The sequence below is a fragment of the Pseudomonas sp. A34-9 genome, assembly GCF_029543085.1.
Lineage (GTDB): Bacteria > Pseudomonadota > Gammaproteobacteria > Pseudomonadales > Pseudomonadaceae > Aquipseudomonas.
Map to the genome: position 1 here is coordinate 6049797 of NZ_CP119967.1, position 23128 is coordinate 6072924.

23 protein-coding genes are annotated in these 23128 nt (G+C 58.8%); 11 read left to right on the forward strand and 12 right to left on the reverse strand.

The window, feature by feature from the left end:
• Nucleotides 1–125: 125 nt before the first annotated feature.
• Nucleotides 126–578 (forward strand): GNAT family N-acetyltransferase, encoded by a 453-nt coding sequence (locus P3G59_RS27160; RefSeq protein WP_277759657.1) that lies wholly within the window; start codon nucleotides 126–128, stop codon nucleotides 576–578.
• Between the two features lie 214 nt (nucleotides 579–792).
• Here the strand turns inward: P3G59_RS27160 and P3G59_RS27165 are convergent, their stop codons facing one another.
• Genes P3G59_RS27165 through P3G59_RS27175 form a run of 3 tightly spaced genes read right to left on the reverse strand, consistent with a single transcriptional unit; the run spans nucleotide 793 to nucleotide 3776 of the window.
• Complete coding sequence (locus P3G59_RS27165; protein ID WP_007913779.1) at nucleotides 793–1089, reverse strand: winged helix-turn-helix domain-containing protein; 297 nt, start codon at nucleotides 1087–1089, stop codon at nucleotides 793–795.
• Nucleotides 1090–1113: 24 nt separating this feature from the next.
• Nucleotides 1114–1608, reverse strand: coding sequence for a M48 family metallopeptidase (locus tag P3G59_RS27170; protein ID WP_095121442.1), 495 nt, complete (start codon nucleotides 1606–1608; stop codon nucleotides 1114–1116).
• Between the two features lie 44 nt (nucleotides 1609–1652).
• Nucleotides 1653–3776, reverse strand: coding sequence for an EAL domain-containing protein (locus tag P3G59_RS27175; protein ID WP_277759658.1), 2124 nt, complete (start codon nucleotides 3774–3776; stop codon nucleotides 1653–1655).
• 321 nt (nucleotides 3777–4097) lie between these two features.
• Here P3G59_RS27175 and P3G59_RS27180 point away from each other — a divergent pair, with 321 nt between their 5' ends.
• The 4 genes from P3G59_RS27180 to P3G59_RS27195 all read left to right on the forward strand — a co-directional run bounded on the left by P3G59_RS27180 (nucleotide 4098) and on the right by P3G59_RS27195 (nucleotide 7015).
• Nucleotides 4098–4766, forward strand: coding sequence for a polysaccharide lyase family 7 protein (locus tag P3G59_RS27180; RefSeq protein WP_141126203.1), 669 nt, complete (start codon nucleotides 4098–4100; stop codon nucleotides 4764–4766).
• 268 nt (nucleotides 4767–5034) lie between these two features.
• On the forward strand, nucleotides 5035–5445 hold the full coding sequence (locus tag P3G59_RS27185; RefSeq protein WP_277759659.1) for a hypothetical protein: 411 nt from the start codon (nucleotides 5035–5037) through the stop codon (nucleotides 5443–5445).
• Between the two features lie 371 nt (nucleotides 5446–5816).
• Nucleotides 5817–6179 (forward strand): DUF6124 family protein, encoded by a 363-nt coding sequence (locus P3G59_RS27190; RefSeq protein WP_277759660.1) that lies wholly within the window; start codon nucleotides 5817–5819, stop codon nucleotides 6177–6179.
• 485 nt (nucleotides 6180–6664) lie between these two features.
• Nucleotides 6665–7015 (forward strand): hypothetical protein, encoded by a 351-nt coding sequence (locus P3G59_RS27195; protein ID WP_277759661.1) that lies wholly within the window; start codon nucleotides 6665–6667, stop codon nucleotides 7013–7015.
• A gap of 62 nt (nucleotides 7016–7077) precedes the next feature.
• On the opposite strand, the gene fba is transcribed toward P3G59_RS27195, so the two are convergent.
• The 6 genes from fba to tkt all read right to left on the reverse strand — a co-directional run bounded on the left by fba (nucleotide 7078) and on the right by tkt (nucleotide 13427).
• Nucleotides 7078–8142 carry a class II fructose-bisphosphate aldolase gene (fba, locus tag P3G59_RS27200; RefSeq protein WP_007913760.1) on the reverse strand — a complete coding sequence of 355 codons (1065 nt, stop codon included), beginning with the start codon at nucleotides 8140–8142 and terminating at the stop codon, nucleotides 7078–7080.
• A gap of 262 nt (nucleotides 8143–8404) precedes the next feature.
• On the reverse strand, nucleotides 8405–8737 hold the full coding sequence (locus P3G59_RS27205; RefSeq protein ID WP_277759662.1) for an MliC family protein: 333 nt from the start codon (nucleotides 8735–8737) through the stop codon (nucleotides 8405–8407).
• A gap of 57 nt (nucleotides 8738–8794) precedes the next feature.
• Nucleotides 8795–9016 carry a hypothetical protein gene (locus P3G59_RS27210; RefSeq protein ID WP_007913756.1) on the reverse strand — a complete coding sequence of 74 codons (222 nt, stop codon included), beginning with the start codon at nucleotides 9014–9016 and terminating at the stop codon, nucleotides 8795–8797.
• 34 nt (nucleotides 9017–9050) lie between these two features.
• Entirely contained in the window at nucleotides 9051–10214 is a 1164-nt protein-coding gene (locus P3G59_RS27215; protein WP_064119175.1) for a phosphoglycerate kinase, read from the reverse strand.
• A gap of 12 nt (nucleotides 10215–10226) precedes the next feature.
• Nucleotides 10227–11279 (reverse strand): erythrose-4-phosphate dehydrogenase, encoded by a 1053-nt coding sequence (epd, locus tag P3G59_RS27220; protein WP_277759663.1) that lies wholly within the window; start codon nucleotides 11277–11279, stop codon nucleotides 10227–10229.
• Between the two features lie 150 nt (nucleotides 11280–11429).
• Nucleotides 11430–13427: a transketolase gene (tkt, locus tag P3G59_RS27225; RefSeq protein WP_277759664.1), complete on the reverse strand. Its 1998-nt coding sequence runs from the start codon at nucleotides 13425–13427 to the stop codon at nucleotides 11430–11432.
• A 271-nt stretch (nucleotides 13428–13698) separates the two neighbouring features.
• On the opposite strand from tkt, the gene P3G59_RS27230 reads away from it, so the two are divergent.
• From P3G59_RS27230 to P3G59_RS27245, 4 genes are all read left to right on the forward strand, one after another.
• Nucleotides 13699–14694, forward strand: a complete 996-nt coding sequence (locus P3G59_RS27230) for a metalloregulator ArsR/SmtB family transcription factor (protein WP_277759665.1) — start codon at nucleotides 13699–13701, stop codon at nucleotides 14692–14694.
• 18 nt (nucleotides 14695–14712) lie between these two features.
• Nucleotides 14713–15903, forward strand: a complete 1191-nt coding sequence (gene metK, locus P3G59_RS27235) for a methionine adenosyltransferase (RefSeq protein ID WP_016987231.1) — start codon at nucleotides 14713–14715, stop codon at nucleotides 15901–15903.
• A gap of 248 nt (nucleotides 15904–16151) precedes the next feature.
• Nucleotides 16152–17828, forward strand: a complete 1677-nt coding sequence (gene ligB, locus P3G59_RS27240) for an NAD-dependent DNA ligase LigB (RefSeq protein ID WP_277759666.1) — start codon at nucleotides 16152–16154, stop codon at nucleotides 17826–17828.
• Nucleotides 17829–17925: 97 nt separating this feature from the next.
• A complete protein-coding gene (locus P3G59_RS27245; protein WP_277759667.1) occupies nucleotides 17926–18321 on the forward strand; it encodes a DUF1090 domain-containing protein in 396 nt (131 codons plus the stop codon).
• 78 nt (nucleotides 18322–18399) lie between these two features.
• Here the strand turns inward: P3G59_RS27245 and P3G59_RS27250 are convergent, their stop codons facing one another.
• Nucleotides 18400–18849: a cytochrome c gene (locus tag P3G59_RS27250; protein WP_277759668.1), complete on the reverse strand. Its 450-nt coding sequence runs from the start codon at nucleotides 18847–18849 to the stop codon at nucleotides 18400–18402.
• 128 nt (nucleotides 18850–18977) lie between these two features.
• Here P3G59_RS27250 and P3G59_RS27255 point away from each other — a divergent pair, with 128 nt between their 5' ends.
• Nucleotides 18978–20150, forward strand: coding sequence for an MltA domain-containing protein (locus P3G59_RS27255; protein WP_277759669.1), 1173 nt, complete (start codon nucleotides 18978–18980; stop codon nucleotides 20148–20150).
• 96 nt (nucleotides 20151–20246) lie between these two features.
• Here the strand turns inward: P3G59_RS27255 and P3G59_RS27260 are convergent, their stop codons facing one another.
• Nucleotides 20247–20630, reverse strand: coding sequence for an MAPEG family protein (locus tag P3G59_RS27260; protein WP_016987225.1), 384 nt, complete (start codon nucleotides 20628–20630; stop codon nucleotides 20247–20249).
• 39 nt (nucleotides 20631–20669) lie between these two features.
• On the reverse strand, nucleotides 20670–21503 hold the full coding sequence (locus tag P3G59_RS27265) for an EamA family transporter (RefSeq protein ID WP_095049492.1): 834 nt from the start codon (nucleotides 21501–21503) through the stop codon (nucleotides 20670–20672).
• A 234-nt stretch (nucleotides 21504–21737) separates the two neighbouring features.
• On the opposite strand from P3G59_RS27265, the gene P3G59_RS27270 reads away from it, so the two are divergent.
• Entirely contained in the window at nucleotides 21738–22907 is a 1170-nt protein-coding gene (locus P3G59_RS27270) for an MFS transporter (protein ID WP_277759670.1), read from the forward strand.
• The last annotated feature ends 221 nt before the right edge of the window (nucleotides 22908–23128 follow it).

Below are 23128 nucleotides of genomic sequence, written 5' to 3' on the forward strand. Positions count from 1 at the left end.
ACAAAGTCGCCGCGGCTGCGAGAAAGGAATGATGGCATTTTGACCTTTGTCACAGACTCTTAAGCCATAAAGACATCTTTGCCGCAGGCGCTTAGTATCGGGCGACACGTTCAGGGAATCGGAAAATGACAATCGAGTGGATCTGCAAACATCACAGTGATCTGGGCAAGGAGCAGCTGTACGCGCTGTTGAAGCTGCGCTCGGACGTGTTCGTCGTCGAGCAGAAATGCGCATATCCGGACCTCGACGGTCAGGATCTGGAGGGCGACACCTACCATTTGATGGGTTGGGAAGATGATCAGTTGATGGCGTATCTGCGCCTGCTCGATCCCGAGTCCCAAGGCGGGGACGTCGTGATTGGCCGCGTGATTACCGCACCGCAGGGGCGAGGCAAAGGGCTGGGGCACGAGATGATGGAGCAGGCGCTGAAGCAGGCCGAAAAACACTGGCCGCAGGTGCCGATCTATCTGTCGGCGCAGGCGCATTTGCAGGGGTATTACGGCAAGTACGGGTTTGTCGTGGCGGGTGAGGAGTATCTGGAGGACGACATTCCACACATCGGGATGCGTCGTGCCTGAACAGCCCTCACCCTGGCCCTCCCGAAACGTCGGACCGCCCATAGGGAGAGGGGACTGACCGAGTTGTGCTGCGCTATCCACCGACCTGAAAAACCGCGTCGATTATGGATTCAGAGAAATTCGCTCAAGTCGGCGAACTTCTCCAATATCCCCCAATCGGCTCCCTCTCCCTCTGGGAGAGGGCTGGGCGGGCGGCGTTCCGATGAGGGGTTCTTCAGGGATACTCCAGAACTGCCTTGATCTGCCGCAAATTGCGCTCGATCCACCCACGATCAATCGCCCCCCACTCACGAATCCGATAGCGCCCGGCGTGATTACGCGCGCCCTCCTCCTGCTCGAACTCACAAACGATATCCAGATCGGCCAGCGCGGCAATGGTGTCCTGCGCCGTGCGCCGGGGCATGCCGGTCACTTCGGTCAGCGTCGGCACGCTCGGCGCCAGACCGCTGTCGATCAGGTACGCCACATACAAGCGGCGGTAGAAACTGCTTTTGGTCTTGCTGACGTCCATCCCTACCTTCCTGGTTGCGTACTGTTAAGCCTGCAGATCCCGCCACGTCAGGTACACGCGCAGATCAAACTCGACCTGGTGATACCCCGGCAGCATGTGCTCGCACAATTTATAAAACGCCTTGTTGTGATCCGACTCCTTGAAGTGCGCCAGTTCATGCACGACGATCATTTTCAGAAAGTCCGGCGCGGCGTCTTTGAACAACGAGGCGATACGAATCTCTTTCTTGGCCTTGAGCTTGCCGCCCTGCACCCGCGAAACCGTGGTGTGCAGACCCAGTGCCCGGTGCGTCAGGTCGAGGCGGTTGTCGAAAAGCACCTTGTCGATGGCCGGCGCGTTGCGCAGGTATTCCTGCTTCAGGTCCAGCGCGTAGCTGTACAGCGCCTTGTCGCTCTGCACGTCGTGCCGTCCCGAATAGCGTTGATTGAGGTATTCGCCCAGACGCCCTTCGGCGATCAATTGGCGCACCTGATCCTGTAATTGCGCGGGATAGGCCTGGAGGTACTTCAACACAGTCATGGACGAGCGACACGGTTCGAAAAAGGTGCGCCAGTGTAGCGAATTCAACCGGGCAGCGCGCTCCAGTCAAACGGTTCGGCGAAGCTGGCAGCGTCCTCGGCGATCAATGGCCGGGCCACGAGGAAGCCTTGCACATACTCGCAGCCGTGGGCTTGCAGCCATTGGTATTGCTCGATGGTTTCCACTCCTTCGGCGATCACCAGCAAACCGTATTGCTTGCACAGACTGATGACCGTGCTGACCAGCGAGGCGTCTCGCCTGGAGTCCGGCAATCGGGCAATAAGATGGCGATCAAGCTTGAGGGTATCGAGCTCCAGATCGCGCAGATGCGCCAGCGAGCACGGCCCGGAACCGAAGTCATCCAGCGCCACGCGTACACCGAGATTGCGCAGCAAACGCAACTGCTTGCGGGTTTCGTCGGGGTTTTGCATCAAGGCTTCTTCGGTGACTTCGACCTCCAGTTGCCGAGGCTGCAAAGCGTGCCGCTCCATGACCTGACGCAATTCAGTGACCAGATTCGGCAGGCTGAACTGGGTGTTGCTCAAACTCACGCCCAGCACCAGATCTTCGGCAAACAGGGTGTCCCAGGCTTTGCGCTGACCGGCGCCGCGATGATAAATCCAGCTACCGAGGCGACTGATCAACCGCGCTTCTTCCAGCAGCGGCAGGAACAATCCCGGCGGCACATCGCCCACGCTCGGATGCTGCCAGCGCAATAACGCTTCGAAGCCACGAATCTGGCCGCTGTCGATGGCCACTTGCGGCTGATACACCAGATTGAAGTCGCGGTTCTCGATGGCCGCGCGCACGCTCTCTTCGAGCATCAGCCGCGAGCGTGCCCGACCGTTCATTTCATGATCGTAAAAACGATATTGCTGTCGCCCGGCTCGCTTGGCTTCGTACATGGCGATGTCGGATGCACGCAGCAATCCGTCGAGGTTCGAGCCGCAGTCCGGATAGGTGGCGATGCCGATGCTGGCGCCGAGGGCGATGTCCAACCCTTCAATCTGCTGACAGATCGACACCCGTTCAATCAGTTTTTCGGCAATCTTCGCCGCTTGCTCGGGAAACTCCAGATCCAGCAGCGCGGTGAATTCATCGCCGCCCATGCGCGCAAGAATATCGAACGGCCGCAGGCAGGCTTTCAATTGTTCGGAGACCCAGCGCAACACGCGGTCGCCGGCATCGTGACCAAGCGAATCGTTGACCCGTTTGAAGCCGTCGAGATCCAGATACAGCAAAACCCAACTGCTGTCGCTGCGCTCACCGCGCAGCAACAGGTTTTCAACCGTCTGGTAAAAGCCGCGACGGTTGAGCAAACCGGTCAGCGGATCGGTCACTGCCTGAAATTCGAGCTGCTGGTGCAAGTGCCGCACCACCGACATGTCCAGCACCGTCACCACCATCGCATGTTGTTCGCTGGGCAACGCCGCGCAGGACAGCGCCACCGGCACCTGTTGGCCAGGCGCCGTGCGCAGCAAGGCGTCGTGCAGCCTCAGCGTTTCACCACGTTTATAGCCGGCATAAAACTCGGAATCAGCCCACACCGGAATGTGCGGCTTCTGTAGAAAATCAAGAAACTCCTGACCTTCCAACTCCTTCACCGGCGCATTCAGCAACCGCGAAATGGCCGGATTGGCGAAGCGGATCAAACCGTCTTCACCCACCACCAGAATGCCCTCGGCGGCGTTATCCAGCACCGACGCGTTGAAAGCGCGCGCCACTTCCAGGTCATGACTCAGGCGTTGCAAGGCGCGACGATTGCGTTGGTGTTCCAGCAACGCCTGCACCTTGGGCTTGAGGATCTGCGGGTCGAACGGCTTGAACAGGTAATCCACCGCGCCACTGGCATAGCCCTTGATCACGGCGTCCTGGGATTGTTCGTTGGCGGTCAGAAAGATGATCGGCGTCAGGCGCGTGCGCTGGCTGCCACGCATCAGACGCGCCACTTCAAAGCCGTCCATGCCCGGCATCTGCACATCCAGCAGCACCAGGTCGACGTCATGCACGAGCAGAATATTGAGCGCTTCGAAACCGGAGGCTGCGGTGAGGACGTGCCAATCCTGGCGCTGCAGCAACGCGCGCATGCTGATCAGATTTTCAGGGTAATCATCAACGATCAAAAGGACAGAGCTGCCTTCACCTGGCGGGGGTTGCGCGCATTCCATGCTGCTTCTCTTGTCGGGACTTTTGGTCGGTTTCCGGTAAAAACCGCACACATACTGAGCCTTCACTCTAGTACTGGATCCAACAAAGCAGAAGCTGTCATCAGGCCATCATTTAACCAAAGCGTGAGTTTGCCGACTAACGGTCACCGCTCAAGCCCCCGGAAACCGGCACAGATGGCATTTCGACAGGATGTTGACGTCAATCATCTGCCAAACGGGCGTTAACAAAATTTCCCTCTACGCTTATAAAGGCCGCCCCAAAACGTGCGGGCTAGAGCTTCTGGCACGTACGTGCAGTGAAACTTGAGTGGAAGAACCGACATGATCGATCTCGCAACCTGGAACCTCAGCGTTCCCGTTGGCAGCCCGCCATACACCGTCGAAACCTCCAAACTGGTGAACGGCTTCAAAGATCAGTACTTCCATTCCGACACCGGCACCTTGTTCTTCTGGTCACCGGTTACCGGGTCAAAAACCGAAAACGCCATCTACCCACGCACCGAATTGCGCGAAACCTACAGCAACGGCACCCTGCGCAACTGGTACTACCCGGATGCCGACAACTCATTGCGTGCGACCGTGACGGTGAACAAGGTGCCGAGCTCCGGCAAGATCGTCATCGGCCAGATCCACGCGTATGAAAGCCAGAAGCCGATGGTCAAACTTGAATACCAATACAAGACCAAAACCGAAACCGGCAACCTGGTGATCAAAGTTCGCATGCACCCGGACGAGGATGAGAGCCGCGTCATTACCCTGGCTACCGGGATCAAGCTGGATCGCGAATTCAACTACCTCATCCACTTAAGCCCCGGCGGCGCACTCGGCATCAGCGCGGCGGGTTATCAGTGGGACTCACAGATCAGTGCGACGTGGCGCAACAAGCCGTTGTATTTCAAGGCTGGGGTTTATGTGCAGGACAACACCGGGTACACCAGCGAAGGTGGCCAGGTAACCTTCTCCAAACTCGACATCGATCACGACAAATAACCCGCCCGCCCAACGCATTCTCCCGGTAGAAGCTGCCGGAGGCTGCGATCTTTTGATCTTGTTTTTGATTCTTGAAAGACAAATCAGAAGATCGCAGCATTCGGCAGCTCCTGCAGGTTTCAGCAGCCATTTCCGCTTCGATCAAACGGACTTAAAAAACGTAGCGAAATCCAAAAACGGTATAAAAACCTGTCAGACCTGACAGTTGGCCCTGTTAACCAACCCCGATAACGTTGGTTGACACGTCAATCCGCCAAGAAGCCACGCCATGCCAGGTCCACTCGGAAACTTCTGCAACGACGACAACAGCTTCTGCATAGACATTACCCATGCAAACGCAAACAACGGGCAGTTGTGGGGCACGCTGAAAGATAACGCTCAGAGCTACCCGATTGCAGGGTCTTATTACCACCGAGACAGCACCTACACCGACGTTTGGTTCATGGCCGACAACGCCGATGCAAAAGACAGCTGGCAAGGAGAAATAGACTGCTTGAGAGGTTACCCGACACTCAGCGCCATCCGCGCTCATGCGACGGGAGAAGGTCGCCACGTCCTGACCGGTTATCACTTGAAAGAGAAGCCTGCTCCCCAGTCAATTCAATGCGCCCATTCAAGTACGCAGACACCGCTTTACGGTGGGCTACTCGTTCATTTGAAGCGCTGGATGCTTGGTTGAGCCGTTTTAGTTCCAGCCTTTAAACAGCGCTGTTTAGATCTGTCCGCTGTTACTTCCGGATGCCTACAACAGCTTGCGTCGTTGCCTACCACTACGCCAGAATCCGCCGGCTTGTGAGCCTGGCGGGCCATCGGTAACTTGATTCGCGTCACTGATTTCCAGTGATCGGGTTTAGTAGCCCGAGGTTTCAAGCGTTGTGCACAAGCATCTGTCAGTCAGGTATTTCCATACCTGCGCTTGATGGTAACTGTGCGCAGGGCACCTTCGGGTGCGCCGGCTTGCTCGAAACCCCGGTCTACTAACCTGCGTACAGTTGCCTCCACTTTGATTTAGTAGCCAAAGCGGGGGCACTCCAATCAGGTTTCGAGCAAATGACAAAATCAACGCCGCACCCGCCAGAAACAGATCCCGCATCGCCCTACGAATCCCTCGATCCCAAAAAGCTCCACGACGCCGCCGAACGCGCCCTCGACCACTACCTCAACCCAGCCGCCCACATCATGGCGAGCACTCGCGAACCCGAGGCCATGTACCTCGCCAACCCGAAATACAACACCGAATCCCTGTTGGCCAACGCCAGCGAAACCCTGGGTTCAGCCAGCGAAATGCTCAACAACTTCGCCGCCATGCTCGACACCTCACACCGCAAGACCGCGCTGGGCATCGCACAGGTCGTCATGCTTGGAGAACTGGCGGTGAATCAGGCACTGGATCATGTCGAACTAAAGGAATAACCGCCCACAAAAAACCCGCCTCATGGCGGGTTTCTTTTAAAGCAGTTTAACGGTCAGGCTTATTTAACCTTGGCGTTCAACTGCCCTTCAGATAACGCCGAAAAATCGCTTCCGGCAAAATCTTAATTAATAAATTCGTCTCCCTTTGACAGACAGAATTTCAAAACTACCAGCTCCTTAGTGAACAGCACATGCAATACCTACTCCTCAACCATGGATGCGCCAAGGGTGCTTCTAATAATTAAACCTTACGGACAGAGCCATAAATCCTGATGTCCTTTGATTTTTGATCTGCCCCGCAATTACTTATAACCATTTAGTGAATCGCCCGACCAGAACATCGCAAATAACTATAAAAAACTGTCATTTCTATCAGGTTACAGAAGCCCGCCTTCAACCTAACCTCATCAACGTGATACGAAAAAAACCACTTCGGACTGGCATGCAGCCCGAGCCTTAAATATCGCGAACGAAAGGTTAATATAATGCCTACTTATCAAGGTACCGTCTCTGATACAGGCGAAAGCAATTGCGCCACACTGACATTTGACGAACCAAGCCAACAAAACGGACAGTTAAGCCATGGCAAAATGCAATATTACGGGCTCAACTTTACCGTCACCGGAAACTACACCGCGAAGAACTCAAGGACCTTTAATCTTCAAGCCAAAGCAAAGGCCTCAGATGGAGATGAATATGGGCATGGCGACAGTTCACTCACCATCAGCTTAAAATCGACCGACGCCAACGACAGTAATTTGAACGGTACTGTCAAGGTTGTATCAGGCGGGCCGAATGTGGGTAAAACCTACAATATGAACTTCACAAAAGGGTAACAACAGTGCACAAAAAACCCGCCTCACGGCGGGTTTTCTATGACACAGGAGAGTCCGAAGGCTTAGTTAACCTTGGCGTTCAACTCACCCTTCAGATAACGCTGATACATCGCTTCCAGCGAGATCGGTTTGATCTTCGAGGCATTACCGGCAGTGCCGAACGCTTCATAACGAGCGATACACACATCGCGCATCGCGGTCACGGTTGCGCCGAAGAATTTACGCGGGTCGAATTCGCTCGGGTTGGTGGCCATCAGGCGTCGCATGGCGCCGGTGGAGGCCAGACGCAGGTCGGTGTCGATGTTGACCTTGCGCACGCCGTACTTGATGCCTTCGACGATTTCTTCAACCGGTACGCCGTAGGTTTCTTTGATGTCGCCGCCGTACTGGTTGATGATCGCCAGCCACTCTTGTGGCACCGACGAGGAACCGTGCATCACCAGGTGAGTGTTCGGGATGCGCTTGTGGATTTCCTTGATGCGGTCGATGGCCAACACGTCGCCGGTAGGTGGCTTGGTGAACTTGTAAGCGCCGTGGCTGGTGCCGATGGCGATGGCCAGGGCGTCGACCTGAGTGCGTTTTACGAAGTCAGCGGCTTCTTCCGGGTCGGTCAGCATCTGGCTGTGATCCAGAACGCCTTCGGCGCCGATGCCGTCTTCTTCACCAGCCATGCCGGTTTCCAGCGAACCCAGGCAGCCCAGCTCGCCTTCTACCGAGACGCCGCAGGCGTGAGCCATGGCTACGGTTTGCTGGGTAACACGGACGTTGTAGTCGTAGTCGGTCGGGGTCTTGCCGTCTTCGCCCAGCGAGCCGTCCATCATCACCGAGCTGAAGCCCAACTGGATCGAGCGCTGGCAGACGTCAGGGCTGGTGCCGTGGTCCTGGTGCATGCACACCGGGATGTGCGGGAATTCTTCGATCGCGGCCAGGATCAGGTGGCGCAGGAAAGGCGCGCCGGCGTATTTGCGAGCGCCGGCCGAAGCCTGAACGATCACCGGGGAGTCAGTCTTGTCAGCGGCTTCCATGATGGCGCGCATCTGCTCAAGGTTGTTGACGTTGAAGGCTGGAACGCCGTAGCCGAATTCGGCTGCGTGGTCCAACATCTGGCGCATGCTGATAAGTGCCATTGTGTGTGTCTCTCCCGGTTTGGGTCGTTAATCGTGCCAGCCTGCCGGAGCGGCGGCGGCTATTCAAGTGATTGCAGATCGGGGGTTGAGGCCCGGCCTGGTGATTCGGTGTTACCAAAACTGTGTGAACAACAGAGAACCCCTGTGGGAGCGAGCCTGCTCGCGAAAGCGGTCTGACAGACACTGCATCATCGACGGCAAGATTGCTTTCGCGAGCAGGCTCGCTCCCACATCTGGATCTCTGTACATCAATTCAATCGTGCTACTCGGCTTTGCAGCCGCGGCCAATCAAGTCATTGGTGGCGACCCAGTACACCAGGCCTTCGTCACCCTTGACGTGTAACGCCAGCATGCCGTCGCTGTACAGCGTGCCCGAGGCGCCCGGCTCTTCTTTCAGGCGATAGACCTGATCACCGCCACCCAGCCGCACGTCGACTTCCTTCTGGCCAGCGTCGGCGTAACGCCACAGCACTTTGGCCTGGCTGTCGCAGGTCCAGGTGGTCCAGTTATCCGCCGGGGCAGATGACTGAAACAGGTTCAACTGCGCGCAACCGCCCAACAATGCCAACGCCGCAATGGCGATCAAGCCTTTCATCCGTGTTCCTCGACTGACGGCACATGCCGCCAGCCCTGAGTTAAAGAGTCAGACCCGTCAAGGACAACCATGTTCCTTGGCCGGGGTTTGCGTCTCGTATTTGTCCAGACCGTCCGGCCCCGAGCGCTTGTTCAGCACCGGGTTGGTTTCGGCCTGCCAGTCGGCCTGATAGCAGCCTTTCTGCGACTCGCTCGGCGCCGGCGTCGCTTCGGCCTTCGGGTTACTCCCGCAAGCCGCCAGCGTACCGGTCAGCAACAACAGTGCTAACGACTTGACCATGTAAACACTCCTTTGCCTGGCCAAACGGGCGGCCTCAGGCCTTGGCCCGGCTTTCCAGGACTTCTACGGCTGGCAACACTTTGCCCTCGACGAATTCGAGGAATGCGCCGCCACCGGTGGAAATGTAGGAGATTTGCTCAGCCACGCCATATTTATCGATCGCGGCCAAGGTGTCGCCACCGCCGGCAATGGAGAACGCCGAGCTTTCAGCGATGGCCTGGGCCAACACTTTGGTGCCATTGCCGAACTGGTCAAATTCAAACACGCCGACCGGACCGTTCCACAGAATGGTTTTCGACGATTTCAGCAGTTCAGCGAAGTTGGCTGCGGTTTGCGGGCCGATGTCCAGAATCATGTCGTCAGCCGCCACGTCAGCGATCAGCTTGACGGTCGCTTCAGCGCTTTCGGCGAATTCTTTGGCGACGACTACATCAACCGGCAGCGGCACGCTGACTTTGGCAGCGATGGCGCGCGCAGTGTCGAGCAGGTCTGGCTCGTACAGGGATTTGCCAACCGGGTGACCGGCTGCCGCCAGGAACGTGTTGGCGATGCCACCGCCGACGATCAATTGATCGCAGATCTGGCTCAGGCTGTTGAGTACGTCGAGTTTGGTCGACACCTTGGAACCGGCAACGATGGCCGCCATCGGTTGCGCTGGAGCGCCGAGGGCTTTGCCCAGTGCGTCCAGTTCAGCAGCCAGCAATGGGCCCGCAGCCGCAACCTTGGCGAATTTGGCCACGCCGTGGGTCGAACCTTCGGCGCGGTGAGCGGTGCCGAAGGCGTCCATCACGAACACGTCGCACAGGGCAGCGTATTGCTGGGCCAGTTCGTCAGCGTTCTTTTTCTCGCCTTTGTTGAAGCGCACGTTTTCGAACAGCACGATGTCGCCAGCCTTGACGTCAACGCCGCCCAGGTAATCAGCGACCAGCGGCACTTCGCGGCCCAAGGCCTTGCTCAGGTAGTCAGCGACAGGCTTGAGGCTGTTCTCGGCGGAGAACTCGCCTTCGGTCGGACGACCAAGGTGCGAGCAGACCATCACGGCCGCGCCTTTTTCCAGGGCCAGCTTGATGGTCGGCAGCGAAGCCAGGATACGCGCATCGCTGGTGACAACACCGTCCTTGACTGGGACGTTGAGGTCTTCGCGGATCAATACGCGCTTACCTTGCAGATCGAGGTCGGACATCTTCAACACGGTCATGGGTCGCACTTCCTACGGTTTTTTTGAAGTTGCTGTTTGCAGATAGTGTTCTGCAACGTCCAGCATTCGGTTGGCAAAACCCCATTCGTTGTCGAACCAGGCCAGGATGTTCACCAGCCTTGGGCCGGAAACACGAGTCTGACTGGCATCGACGATGGCCGAATGTGGGTCATGGTTGAAATCACAGCTTGCATGCGGCAATTCGGTGTAGGCCAGCAGACCTTTGAGCGGGCCGCTGGTGGCGGCTTCGCGCAGGATCCGGTTGACCTCATTGGCGTCGGTCGCCGTGGCGGTCTGCATCGTGATGTCGAGGCAGGACACGTTGACCGTCGGCACGCGTACGGCTTTGGCCTGAATTCGCCCGGCAAGTTCCGGCAGCAGGCGCTCGATACCGCGTGCCAGACCAGTGGACACCGGGATCACCGACTGGAACGCCGAACGGGTGCGGCGCAGATCTTCGTGGTGATAAGCGTCGATCACTGGCTGATCGTTCATCGCCGAGTGAATCGTGGTGATCGACACGTAATCGAGGCCGATCGCCTTATCAAGCAAGCGCAACAGCGGCACACCGCAGTTGGTGGTGCAGGAGGCGTTGGACACCAGCAACTCATCGCCGGTCAGGCAATCCTGATTGACGCCGTAAACGATGGTGGCGTCGACATCCGCCTCGCTGGCCATCGGCTGCGAGAACAACACGCGTGGCGCGCCGGCGTCGAGGAAACGCTGGCCGTCCGCACGGGTGTGGTAAGCGCCAGAGCATTCCAGCACCAGATCGACGCCCAGTGACGCCCAATCGATGCCTTCGGGGGTTGCACTGCGCAAGACCTTCACGCAGTCGCCATTAATATGCAGACAATCGCCTTCTACGCGCACCTCGCCCGGAAAGCGGCCGTGGGTGGAGTCAAAGCGTGTCAGGTATTCGATGCTGGCCATGTCCGCCAGATCGTTGATCGCGACAATTTCAAACCCGGCTTTCTCGCCTCGCTCAAACAACGCACGCAAGACGCAACGACCAATCCGGCCGTAGCCGTTGAGTGCAACTTTGTAGGGACGCGGTTGAGGCATGGGGTTCTCGATTACCGTGGTGAATCAGGCAGTACGATGTTGCCCGAACCAACGCTTTCGCGAGCAGGCTCGCTCCCACAGGGAAACGCGTTCCAATGTGGGAGCGAGCCTGCTCGCGAAGGCGTCAGCTCAGACGACATCTTTTCTGGATCAGTCTTCCAGCAGCTCTTCAGCCTGACCCAGGATGTTTTCCAGGGTGAAACCGAACTCTTCGAACAGTGCCGAAGCCGGAGCCGATTCGCCGTAAGTGGTCATGCCGATCACGCGACCTTCCAGCCCCACGTACTTGAACCAGAAGTCGGCGTGAGCCGCTTCGATGGCGATACGCGCGCCAACCTGCAACGGCAGCACGGCTTGCTTGTAGCCCGCGTCCTGAGCGTCGAACACGCTGGTGCAAGGCATGGAAACCACGCGCACCTTGCGGCCCTGCTCGGTCAGTTTGTCGTAAGCCTGAACCGCCAGACCGACTTCCGAACCCGTCGAAATCAGGATCAGCTCAGGCTCGCCTGCGCAGTCCTTCAACACGTAACCGCCACGGCTGATGTCGGCAATCTGGCCGGCATCGCGTTCCTGGTGCTGCAGGTTCTGACGCGAGAAGATCAGCGCCGATGGGCCGTCCTTGCGCTCCAGAGCGTTTTTCCAGGCCACGGCCGATTCAACGGCATCGGCTGGACGCCAGGTGTCGAGGTTCGGTGTGGTACGCAGGCTGGTCAGTTGCTCGATCGGCTGGTGCGTCGGGCCGTCTTCGCCCAGACCGATGGAGTCGTGGGTGTAGACGTGGATCACTTGCTTTTTCATCAGCGCCGACATGCGCACGGCGTTGCGGGCGTATTCCATGAACATCAGGAAGGTCGCGCCGTAAGGCACCAGGCCGCCGTGCAAGGTCACGCCGTTCATGATTGCGGTCATGCCGAATTCACGCACGCCGTAGTACATGTAGTTGCCGCTGGCATCTTCAGCGCTGACGCCCTTGCAACCTTTCCACAGGGTCAGGTTGGAACCGGCCAGGTCAGCCGAACCGCCGAGCAGTTCCGGCAGCAGCGGGCCGAACGCGTTCAGGGTGTTCTGGCTGGCTTTACGGCTGGCGATGGTTTCGCCTTTGGCCGCGACTTCAGCGATGTAGGCCGAGGCTTTTTCGGAGAAGTCAGCCGGCAGCTCACCGCTCAGACGACGGATCAGCTCGTTGGCTTCGGTCGGGAACGCAGCGGAGTAGGCAGCGAAACGCTGATCCCACTCGGCTTCGGCCGCGCGACCTTTTTCCTTGGCGTCCCACTCGGCATAGATGTCGGCCGGGATTTCGAACGGACCGTAGTTCCAGTTCAGCGCCTTGCGGGTCAGAGCGATTTCCGCGTCACCCAGTGGCGCGCCGTGGCAGTCTTCTTTGCCCTGCTTGTTCGGCGAACCGAAACCGATGGTGGTCTTGCAGCAGATCAGCGTCGGCAGCGGGCTCTTGCGCGCGGTCTCGATGGCGGTCTTGATCTCTTCCGGGTCGTGACCGTCAACGTTGCGGATCACTTGCCAGTTGTAGGCTTCGAAACGCTTCGGGGTGTCATCGGTGAACCAGCCTTCGACTTCGCCGTCGATGGAGATGCCGTTGTCATCGTAGAACGCGATCAGCTTGCCCAGACCCAGCGTACCGGCCAGGGAAGCGACTTCGTGGGAAATGCCTTCCATCATGCAGCCATCACCCAGGAACACGTAGGTGTGGTGGTCGACGATGTCGTGGCCAGGACGGTTGAACTGCGCGCCCAGCACTTTTTCAGCCAGGGCGAAGCCCACAGCGTTGGCCAGACCCTGACCCAGCGGGCCGGTGGTGGTTTCAACGCCTGGGGTGTAACCGAATTCCGGGTGGCCCGGGGTGCGGCTGTGCAGTTGACGGAACTGCTTGAGGTCTTCGATCGACAGGTCGTAACCGGTCAGGTGCAGCAGCGAGTAGATCAACATCGAGCCGTGGCCGTTGGACAGCACGAAGCGGTCACGGTCGGCGAACGATGGATTGCTCGGGTTGTGCTTGAGGTAGTCGCGCCAAAGCACTTCGGCGATATCTGCCATACCCATAGGGGCACCGGGATGGCCGCTGTTGGCTTTTTGCACGGCATCCATGCTGAGGGCACGAATGGCGTTGGCACGCTCACGACGGCTAGGCATCGCTGATCTCCTGGGTTCTGGTAAGTCGAAACGGAAAAAAGGAGGGCATTTTCCCTCACCGGAGCGTCTCGGGGCAATGACAGATAGTCATCGGGAGGCGTTTTTCCAATGGATAGCGGCGCTTTCTCTTGGTGAAACCTTTCCGCTACTCGTTTGTAGAGTTAACCGGTGGGTGAGAAGTGCAATAAAAAGCGCCATTGATCGAGCAATATCAAAACTTTTTGATATTGGCCTTGCGATGAATTGCCCCCCTCTCTAGACTGCCAGCCCTATGAACTTACGCGTGCCTTCCATTCGCCATGACGATTGCGACGAGCTGGCGGCCCTGTGCAAGGCCGGCGGCGATCCGTTGCGGCTGAATGTCTTGCGTGCGCTGGCCAACGATTCGTTCGGTGTATTGGAGCTGGCGCAAATTTTTGGCATGGGTCAGTCCGGCATGAGTCATCACCTCAAGGTACTGGCACAAGCCGACCTGGTGGCGACACGCCGCGAAGGCAACGCGATTTTCTATCGCCGCGCCCTGCCTCACACCGAATTGCTCGGCGGCAAGCTGCACGCGGCATTGTTAGAAGAAGTCGACAACCTGGCACTGCCTGACGAGGTGCAAGCGCGCATCGAGCAGGTTCACGGCCAACGCGCCGCGGCCAGTCAGGACTTTTTCGCCCGGGTAGCAGAGAAATTCCGTGCCCAGCAAGACTTGATTGCAGGCCTGCCGCAGTACCGTGACAGCGTGCTGGCCCTGCTCGACAAACTGAACTTCAATGGTGCAGCCACGGCCATTGAAGTCGGCCCCGGCGATGGTGCTTTTTTGCCGGAACTGGCGCGGCGCTTCGACACCGTAACCGCGCTGGACAACAGCCCGGCGATGCTCGAACTGGCACGTCAGGTATGTGAACGTGAAAAGCTGGCTAACGTCAGCCTGCAATTGGCCGATGCATTGAACGGCACAAGCCTTCAGGCCGATTGCGTGGTGTTGAACATGGTGTTGCACCATTTCGCCGCGCCGGCCGATGCGCTCAAGCACATGGCCGACCTGCTGCAACCGGGCGGTAGTCTGCTCGTGACAGAGTTATGTAGCCACAACCAGAGTTGGGCCAGGGAGGCCTGCGGTGATCTGTGGTTGGGGTTTGAACAGGACGATTTGGCCCGTTGGGCCACCGCTGCGGGACTCGTTCCCGGGGAAAGCCTCTATGTAGGCTTACGTAATGGTTTCCAGATCCAGGTCCGCCATTTTCAGCGACCGGCTGGCGACACTCACCATCGGTAAATTCAGGAAAACATCGAGATGAGCGAATACTCCCTCTTCACCTCCGAGTCCGTGTCCGAAGGGCATCCGGACAAAATCGCCGACCAGATTTCCGATGCGGTGCTGGACGCCATCATTACCCAGGACAAACACGCACGCGTTGCCGTGGAAACTCTGGTCAAGACTGGCGTGGCCATCGTTGCCGGTGAAGTCACCACCAGCGCCTGGGTCGATCTGGAAGAGATCGTGCGTAACGTGATTCTCGACATCGGCTACAACAGCTCCGACGTCGGCTTCGACGGCGCGACCTGCGGCGTGATGAACATCATCGGCAAGCAATCCCCGGACATCAACCAGGGTGTTGACCGTGCCAAACCTGAAGATCAGGGCGCCGGCGACCAGGGCCTGATGTTCGGCTACGCCAGCAACGAAACCGACGTTTTGATGCCAGCACCGATCACCTTCTCGCACCAACTGGTACAGCGCCAGGCCGAAGCCCGCAAATCGGGTCTGCTGCCTTGGCTGCGTCCAGACGCCAAGTCGCAAGTGACTTGCCGTTACGAAGGCGGCAAGGTTGTCGGTATCGACGCGGTTGTCCTGTCGACCCAGCACAACCCTGAAGTGTCGTACAAAGACCTGCGCGAAGGCGTGATGGAGCTGATCGTCAAGCACGTGCTGCCTGCCGAACTGCTGAGCAAAGACACCCAGTTCCACATCAACCCGACCGGCCAGTTCATCATTGGCGGCCCGGTAGGTGACTGCGGCCTGACCGGTCGCAAGATCATCGTCGACAGCTACGGCGGCATGGCCCGTCACGGCGGCGGCGCGTTCTCCGGTAAAGATCCATCGAAGGTTGACCGTTCGGCTGCCTACGCTGGCCGTTACGTTGCCAAGAACATCGTCGCTGCCGGCCTGGCCGAGCGTTGCGAGATTCAGGTGTCCTACGCGATCGGTGTGGCTCAGCCTACTTCGATCTCGCTGAACACCTTCGGCACCGGCAAGATCAGCGATGACAAGATCGTCAAACTGGTACGTGAAGTGTTCGACCTGCGTCCATACGCAATCACCACCATGCTCGATCTGCTGCATCCGATGTATCAGGAAACTGCAGCGTACGGCCACTTCGGTCGCACGCCAGAGACCAAGACCGTTGGCGAAGACACCTTCACCACGTTCACCTGGGAAAAAACCGACCGCGCCGACGCACTGCGTTCTGCTGCTGGTCTGTAAGACTTCCCCGGCGGTACAAAAAGCCCCGCACGGTTCGCGCCGTGCGGGGCTTTTTCATGGTTCGAAAAAAGCAAAAGATCGCAGCCTTCGGCAGCTCCCACAGGTGAAACGCATATTCGGTGTAGGAGCTGCCGAAGGCTGCGATCTTTTGCTCCTCATAGCTGAAACACGATGCAAAACACCCACCCGGCGCTGCTCTGAATCCTGACTAGCCTTCAAGCATTCCCCCCTGAGCAAGGACGCTCAACATGCTTGCCACGCTGCGCCTGTTTTCAATTCTTCTGCTGGGTTTCACCCACCTGATCACTTACGCCGCTTGCCCTGAATGGTCTGCCGCCACCGCGCAAAACGAAATCGCTACTCTGCAAAAGCAGATCGACGAATGGGACGACGCTTATCACCGCGAAGGCCGCTCACTGATTGCCGATGAGCTCTACGATCAATCGCGCACACGCCTGAACGAATGGCGAGAGTGTTTCAAATTGCCCCCGCGCCCCGATCCCTTGCGCACGGCCTCAGGCTCCATCGCCCACCCCATCGCCCATACCGGCCTGGATAAACTGCATAAAGCCGAGGCTGTGCAAGCCTGGCTGCGCGACCGCCAGGATGTCTGGGTACAACCCAAAGTCGACGGCGTCGCGGTAACGCTGATTTATCGCGCAGGCGTTCTGCATCAAGCCATCAGTCGTGGTGACGGGGTTGGTGGCCAGGACTGGACGCTAGCGGCGCAGAAGATTGGCGCCATTCCTCAACGCCTTTCACAACCCGTGGATCTGCTGGTGCAAGGCGAACTCTACTGGCGCTTGAGCGAACACGTGCAAGCCCGAGCGGGGAGCGTCAACGCCCGCGCCACCGTTGCCGGATTGATGGGCCGCAAATCCCTGAATGCTGAACAAGCCGCCGGTATCGGACTGTTCGTCTGGGACTGGCCACAAGGACCTGTGGACTTGCCTGAGCGAATATCCGGATTGGCCGCACTGGGTTTCGCCACCATTGAACCGTACAGCCATCCCGTCAGCGATGTCGCAGAAGCACAAAAATGGCGCGATCACTGGTACCGCTCTCCTCTACCCTTTGCCACCGACGGCGTGGTGTTGCGCCAGAGTCAGCGCCCGCCCGCCGAACGCTGGCAGGCTCGCGCGCCGTACTGGGCGGTCGCCTGGAAATACCCGTTTGCGCAAGCATTGGCTGAAGTTCGCAAGGTCAACTTCAAGATTGGTCGCACTGGCCGCATCACACCGGTGATCGAGTTAACCCCGGTCATGCTGGATGACCGAGAAATCAAACGGGTCAGCGCCAGTTCGTTGAAACGCTGGCAAGCGTTGGACATTCGCCCCGGCGATCAGGTGGCGATCAGCCTCGCCGGCCTGACCATTCCTCGGCTCGACAGTGTTGTACTGCGCACCACCGAACGCACGGATATCGATATCCCCGACGCGAAGGATTTCCACGCCTTGAGTTGCTGGCAACCTGACCCCGGTTGTGAAAGCCAGTTTCTCGCCCGTTTGACCTGGCTCAGTGGCAAACAGGGGCTGGCGATGCAGCATGTCGGTCGCGGTACCTGGGAGAAACTTCTCGAAACACGCCGCGTGAACAACCTGCTGGATTGGTTGACCCTCGACGCGCCAGAGCTTGCTAACATTGCCGGCTTCGGCGAGCGCAGCAGCGAACGCCTGATGAACAGTTTTCAGAGCGCCCGCCAGCGGCCGTTCGCCCAGTGGCTCAAGGCCTTGGGTGTGCCGCCAACCGGTCAGGCCCAACTGCCTGATTCCTGGCAGGCGCTGGCACAACGCAACACCGAACAATGGCAGGCAGAAGCCGGTATCGGCCCAGGACGCGCAGCGCAATTGAGCGCATTCTTCCGCGACCCGCAGGTACTGGCTTTGAGCAACACCTTACATGCCGCCGGAATCGACGGTTTCTGACCACGCAATCCCGGCGCGCCGGGAACCCATCGGCCACTGAGGCGCTCCAACAGCGCAGTGCCTGACCGACCCGACTGCCTTTGCACATGGAGCTTTTATGAAATTTCTCGCACCGCTCGCCATGCTGACCCTTTGCGGCGTAATGGCCGCCCCCGTCATGGCCGACGAAGACGCCCCGGGCCTGACCGGCTGCGCCGCCAAGAAGCAGGGCATCATGAACCAGATCGAACAGGCCAAGTCGCGCGGCAATGCCGATCAACAGGCGGGCCTGCAGACGGCTCTGGATGAAGTGACAAAAAACTGCACCGACGCGGGCCTGAAGAAAGAACGCGAAAACAAGGTACTCGACGCCAAGCACGAAGTGAACAAGCGTCAGGCTGATCTCGACAAAGCCATGAAAAAAGGCGACCCGGAAAAGATCAACAAGCGCAAAGACAAACTCGCCGAGTCGCGCAAAGAACTGCAGGATGCGCTGGACGAAATCGATAAGTAAAAATCAAAAGATCGCAGCCTGCGGCAGCGCCAACCCTGATCAATGCAGGCGCTGCCACAGGCTGCGATCTTTTAAATATCAATGATCGCGAAACTGTTTATGGCAAGCGCTGCAGGCATCTTCCACTTTCTGCACCGCGGGCCCGAGGTTGCTGGCCTTGTAGGGCTGGACCTGACTGGCGATCACCAATTCACCGGTGGCCGCTTCAAGGTTGCGGGCCATTTCCTGAAAACGGGCCTGCTGCTTCCAGACATCGTCCTTGGCGCTGGTGTGATCTTCTTCGCGAACCTGCGGGAAATGCTTCCACGGCTCATGGGACAACGTATCGAGCTTGACCGCGCCTTCGGCGAACTTCGGCCCGTCGAACGGAATGCGCCCACGCAACATGCCGCCCAGGTCTTCGCCGGTCTTGAGCATCTGTTTGAAGATTGCCTTGCGCTGGCCCAGCGGAGAATTCGGATCGACACCGCCACAGGCGGACAAGGTCAGACAGGCCAGCAATACAACAGAAATGCTTTTAAAAGTCATGGTGGCTTCAGGTCACGGAATTCGGCGGTCAGTATCCTCGCGTCACCGCCAAACACCAATAGCCCTATTAAAAATACGGGTTGTTCGAGCGCATGGAGCACGCGGACAACCGACTCAGGAATCACTCCATGAACAGCCGTCTCAAGGCCTGGCGTCACCCGTTGATCGCCACCCTGCCCCTGCTGGCGATTCTCGCCGGCTGCACCGGTGGCGACAGCGCCAAGCCAAAAACCCACGCACTGGCCACTTACTCCAGCGCTACCTGGGAAGCCCTGCCGGCAGTGTCCGACAGCGATCTGGTTGCCGGTTTCGGTTCGTGGCGCAGCGCGTGCACCCGACTCAAGGCTGATGCGATCTGGGCCACTACCTGCGCAGCCGCGGCCAACGTGCCGCAGAGTGCCGCAGAAATTCGCGCGTTCCTAAAACAGAATCTCGATGTCTACGGCCTGCGCGCTGAAAACGACAACCCCAACGGTTTGATCACCGGCTACTACGAGCCGGTCTACCCCGGCAGCCTGACGCCCACCGACGTGGCGAACGTGCCCGTGTATGGCGTGCCGGAAGACATGATCATCGTCTCGCTCGACAGCATTTATCCCGAACTCAAGGGCAAACGCCTACGCGGTCGCCTTGAAGGCCGGGTGCTCAAACCTTACGACGACGCCGCGACCATCGAGTCCAAAGGTGTGAAAGCACCGGTGGTTGCCTACCTGACCGACCCGATGAACCTGCAATTCCTGCAAATCCAGGGTTCTGGGCGAATTCAGACACAGGACGGCAAACAGCTGCGCATCGCCTACGCCGATCAGAATGGGCATCCGTACCGGCCGATCGGCCGCTGGCTGGTCGAACAAGGTGAGCTGAAGAAAGAAGACGTGACCATGAGTGCGATCAGCAATTGGGCCAAAGCCAATCCATCGCGCATTCCCGAACTGCTGGGCAGCAACCCGAGCTATGTGTTCTTCACCCGCAATCCGGACAGTAACGAAGGCCCCCGCGGCTCGCTGAATGTGCCGTTGACGGCCGGCTACAGCGCGGCGGTGGATCGCAAGGTGATTCCGTTGGGCAGTCTGTTGTGGCTGTCGACCACGCGCCCGGATGGTACGGCACTGGTACGCCCGGTGGCGGCGCAGGATACCGGCGGCGCGATTGCCGGCGAGGTTCGTGCGGATCTGTTCTGGGGCACCGGTGATGCGGCCGGGCAGTTGGCCGGGGACATGAAACAGCAAGGGCAGATCTGGATGCTCTGGCCCAAAGGCGCAGCGCTGCCGCAAGTGCCGCAGGTGGCAGACAAACCTTAAAAGCAAAAGATCGCAGCCTGCGGCAGCTCCTACACGGGATACGTGTTCAACCCTGTAGGAGCTGCCGCAGGCTGCGATCTTTTGATCTTGCTTTATCTACACCGACACGAAGAAGAACGAAGCAATCAGCCCCATCCCCACAAACCACACCAGCGACCGCAGGATCGCCCAGTCCGCCAGGTAGCAAATGATGTACAGCAGGCGACTGGTAATAAACATCACCGCCAGCACATTGACTGTCACCAACTGCGCGGTTCCCACCAGGTGCGCGACGATCACCGCCGCTGCAAACGCCGGCATCACTTCAAAGCTGTTCAGTTGCGCCGCGTGCGCCCGACGGGCCACACCGTTGAGGCTTTCGAGAAAGTCGCGCGGATCGTGGTTGTCACTCAACCGGTAGCCGCCCACGGCTTTCGCCACGCCAGTGCAGATGTACGGCAGAAAAATCGCAATCAACACACACCACAGAGCCACCGTCATAACGCCGTCCTTTTTTCGAGTTATACAATTGGCGAGCGCTCAGAACTTCATCACCAACATGCCGATCAGCACCAGCCCACAGGCTAAGAGCCGTGGACGGCCGAAAGGTTCTTTCAAGTAGCGCATGCCGAACAGCACCACCAGAATCACGCTGATCTCACGCAATGCCGCCGCCTCCGCAATCGAGCCCAACTGCATCGCCCACAGCACCAGAGCGTAGCTGGCCAATACGCAGAAGCCCACCGCCAACCCCAGCTTCCATTGCTCACGCCAGAACAACATGAACGCCGGGCGTTTGGCGACCCACGCCAGCAGAGGAAACGGCCAGGCGCTGAGCAGCGTGACCCAGACCAGGTAATCCAGCGGATGCGACCAGCGCCGCAGCGCCTGGCCATCGATGTAGGTGTAGCAGCCGATACACAGGCCAATCAGCGCCACTACCGGCAACATCGACCATGGCAAATGCTTGCCACCGCCACCCTGCCACAGCAGACAAACCATGCCGAACGGGATCAGCATGATGCCGAAGATTTGCTGCGTGGTGAGCACTTCACCGGCGAAGATCAAGGTCAGCGCCAGCACCACCAGCGGCGACAACCCGCGCATCAGTGGATACACCAGGCCCAGATCGCCGACCCGATACGCCTGGATCAGCAGGTAGCGATACAGCAGCTCGAATGCTGCCGACGCCAGAATCCATGGCCAGATTTCCATGGGCGGCAAGCTCACGAATGGAAACGCGATGGCGACGACCAGCAGCGCCACGGTGTCCATGCACGCCACTACCAGCAGCCGCTCGGCGCTGAACTTGATTAACGTATTCCACGTCGCATGCAACAGCGCCGCCATCAATACCAACCCCGTCGCCAGCACTATCACACTCCTTATTGTTTTTAGTCCGCTGACATTTAACAGCCGAAAACCGAATAGTCAGATTATTGATTCGCGATGTGTCAGCAGCTGTTTATACTGCAAACGACCACGCCGCACTCAGTTGCGCACAGAAAAATACCAATAATTCCTGCCTGCACCGCCCTCCATCGAGATCGGTCGTCGGCCTGCGTATGCCTGATCAAAGCGTCAAGACTACCGACAGAGACCTTGCGCATGCCACTCGCCTTGCTTGCACTCGCTGTTGCCGCGTTCGGCATCGGCACCACCGAATTCGTCATCATGGGCCTGCTGCCCGATGTCGCCCGCGACCTTGCCGTGAGCATTCCCCACGCCGGCCTGTTGATCACCGGTTACGCGCTGGGCGTAGTGTTCGGCGCGCCGATCCTGGCGATCGGCACCGCGAACATGCCGCGCAAAGCGACGCTGCTGGGCATGACCGTGATGTTCATCCTCGGCAACGTACTCTGTGCACTGGCGCCGAACTACGCCACGCTGATGGCCGCTCGTGTGGTCACGGCGCTGTGTCACGGGGCATTTTTCGGTATCGGTTCGGTAGTTGCCGCCGGGCTGGTGGCGCCGAACAAACGCGCGCAGGCGATTGCGATGATGTTCACCGGCCTGACATTGGCCAACGTCCTCGGCGTACCGCTGGGCACGGCGCTCGGGCAATACGCCGGTTGGCGTTCGACTTTCTGGGCGGTGTCGGTGATTGGTGTGATCGCCGCGCTGGCGCAGTGGCTGTGGTTGCCGAAACACATCCCGATGGACAAGGCCAACCTGGCCAGCGAATTCAAGGTGCTGGGCAAGGTCAACGTGTTGCTGGCGCTGGGCATGAGTGTTTTGGCGTCGACCAGCCTGTTCAGCGTGTTCACCTATATCGCGCCAATCCTGCAGGACATCACCGGCGTCAGCCCACATGGGGTAACGGTGATGCTGCTGTTGTTCGGCGTCGGCCTGACCGGCGGCAGCATGCTCGGCGGGCGTCTGGCCGATAGTCGTTTGTTGCCTTCGCTGGTCGGTGTGGCCTTGGCGGTGGTGGTGATTCTGGCGGCGTTCAGCCAGACCAGTCGCTCGGTGGTGCCGGCAGCGATCACACTGGTGCTGTGGGGGATTTTTGCCTTTGCGCTGTGCCCGATTCTGCAACTGCTGATCATCGATCAGGCGCACGAAGCACCGAACCTGGGCTCGACCTTGAACCAGAGTGCTTTCAACCTTGGCAACGCGGCCGGTGCGTGGATTGGCGGGCTGGTGGTTGCCAGTGGCGCGGACCTGGCGGACTTGCCGTGGACGGGGGCGCTGGTCGGCGTGTTGACCGTGCTGACGGCGCTGTTTTTCATCTACCTGCAACGTCGCGGCGCGGCTGCGGTCAATGTCTCCGGTTAATCGTGCTGTGCCAGAAAGTGCCCTCACCCTAACCCTCTCCCAGAGGGAGAGGGGACTGACCGTGTTGAATGTTCGAGTTACATCGACCTGACATTTCGAGCCGAGCTCAGGCCCTGAAAGACTTGAAGATCTGCTCCCTTTCCCCCTCTCCCTCTGGGAGAGGGCTGGGGTGAGGGGCTCTTGATCTTCCCCCCATTTCAACTGTGCCCTGAATCGGCCTC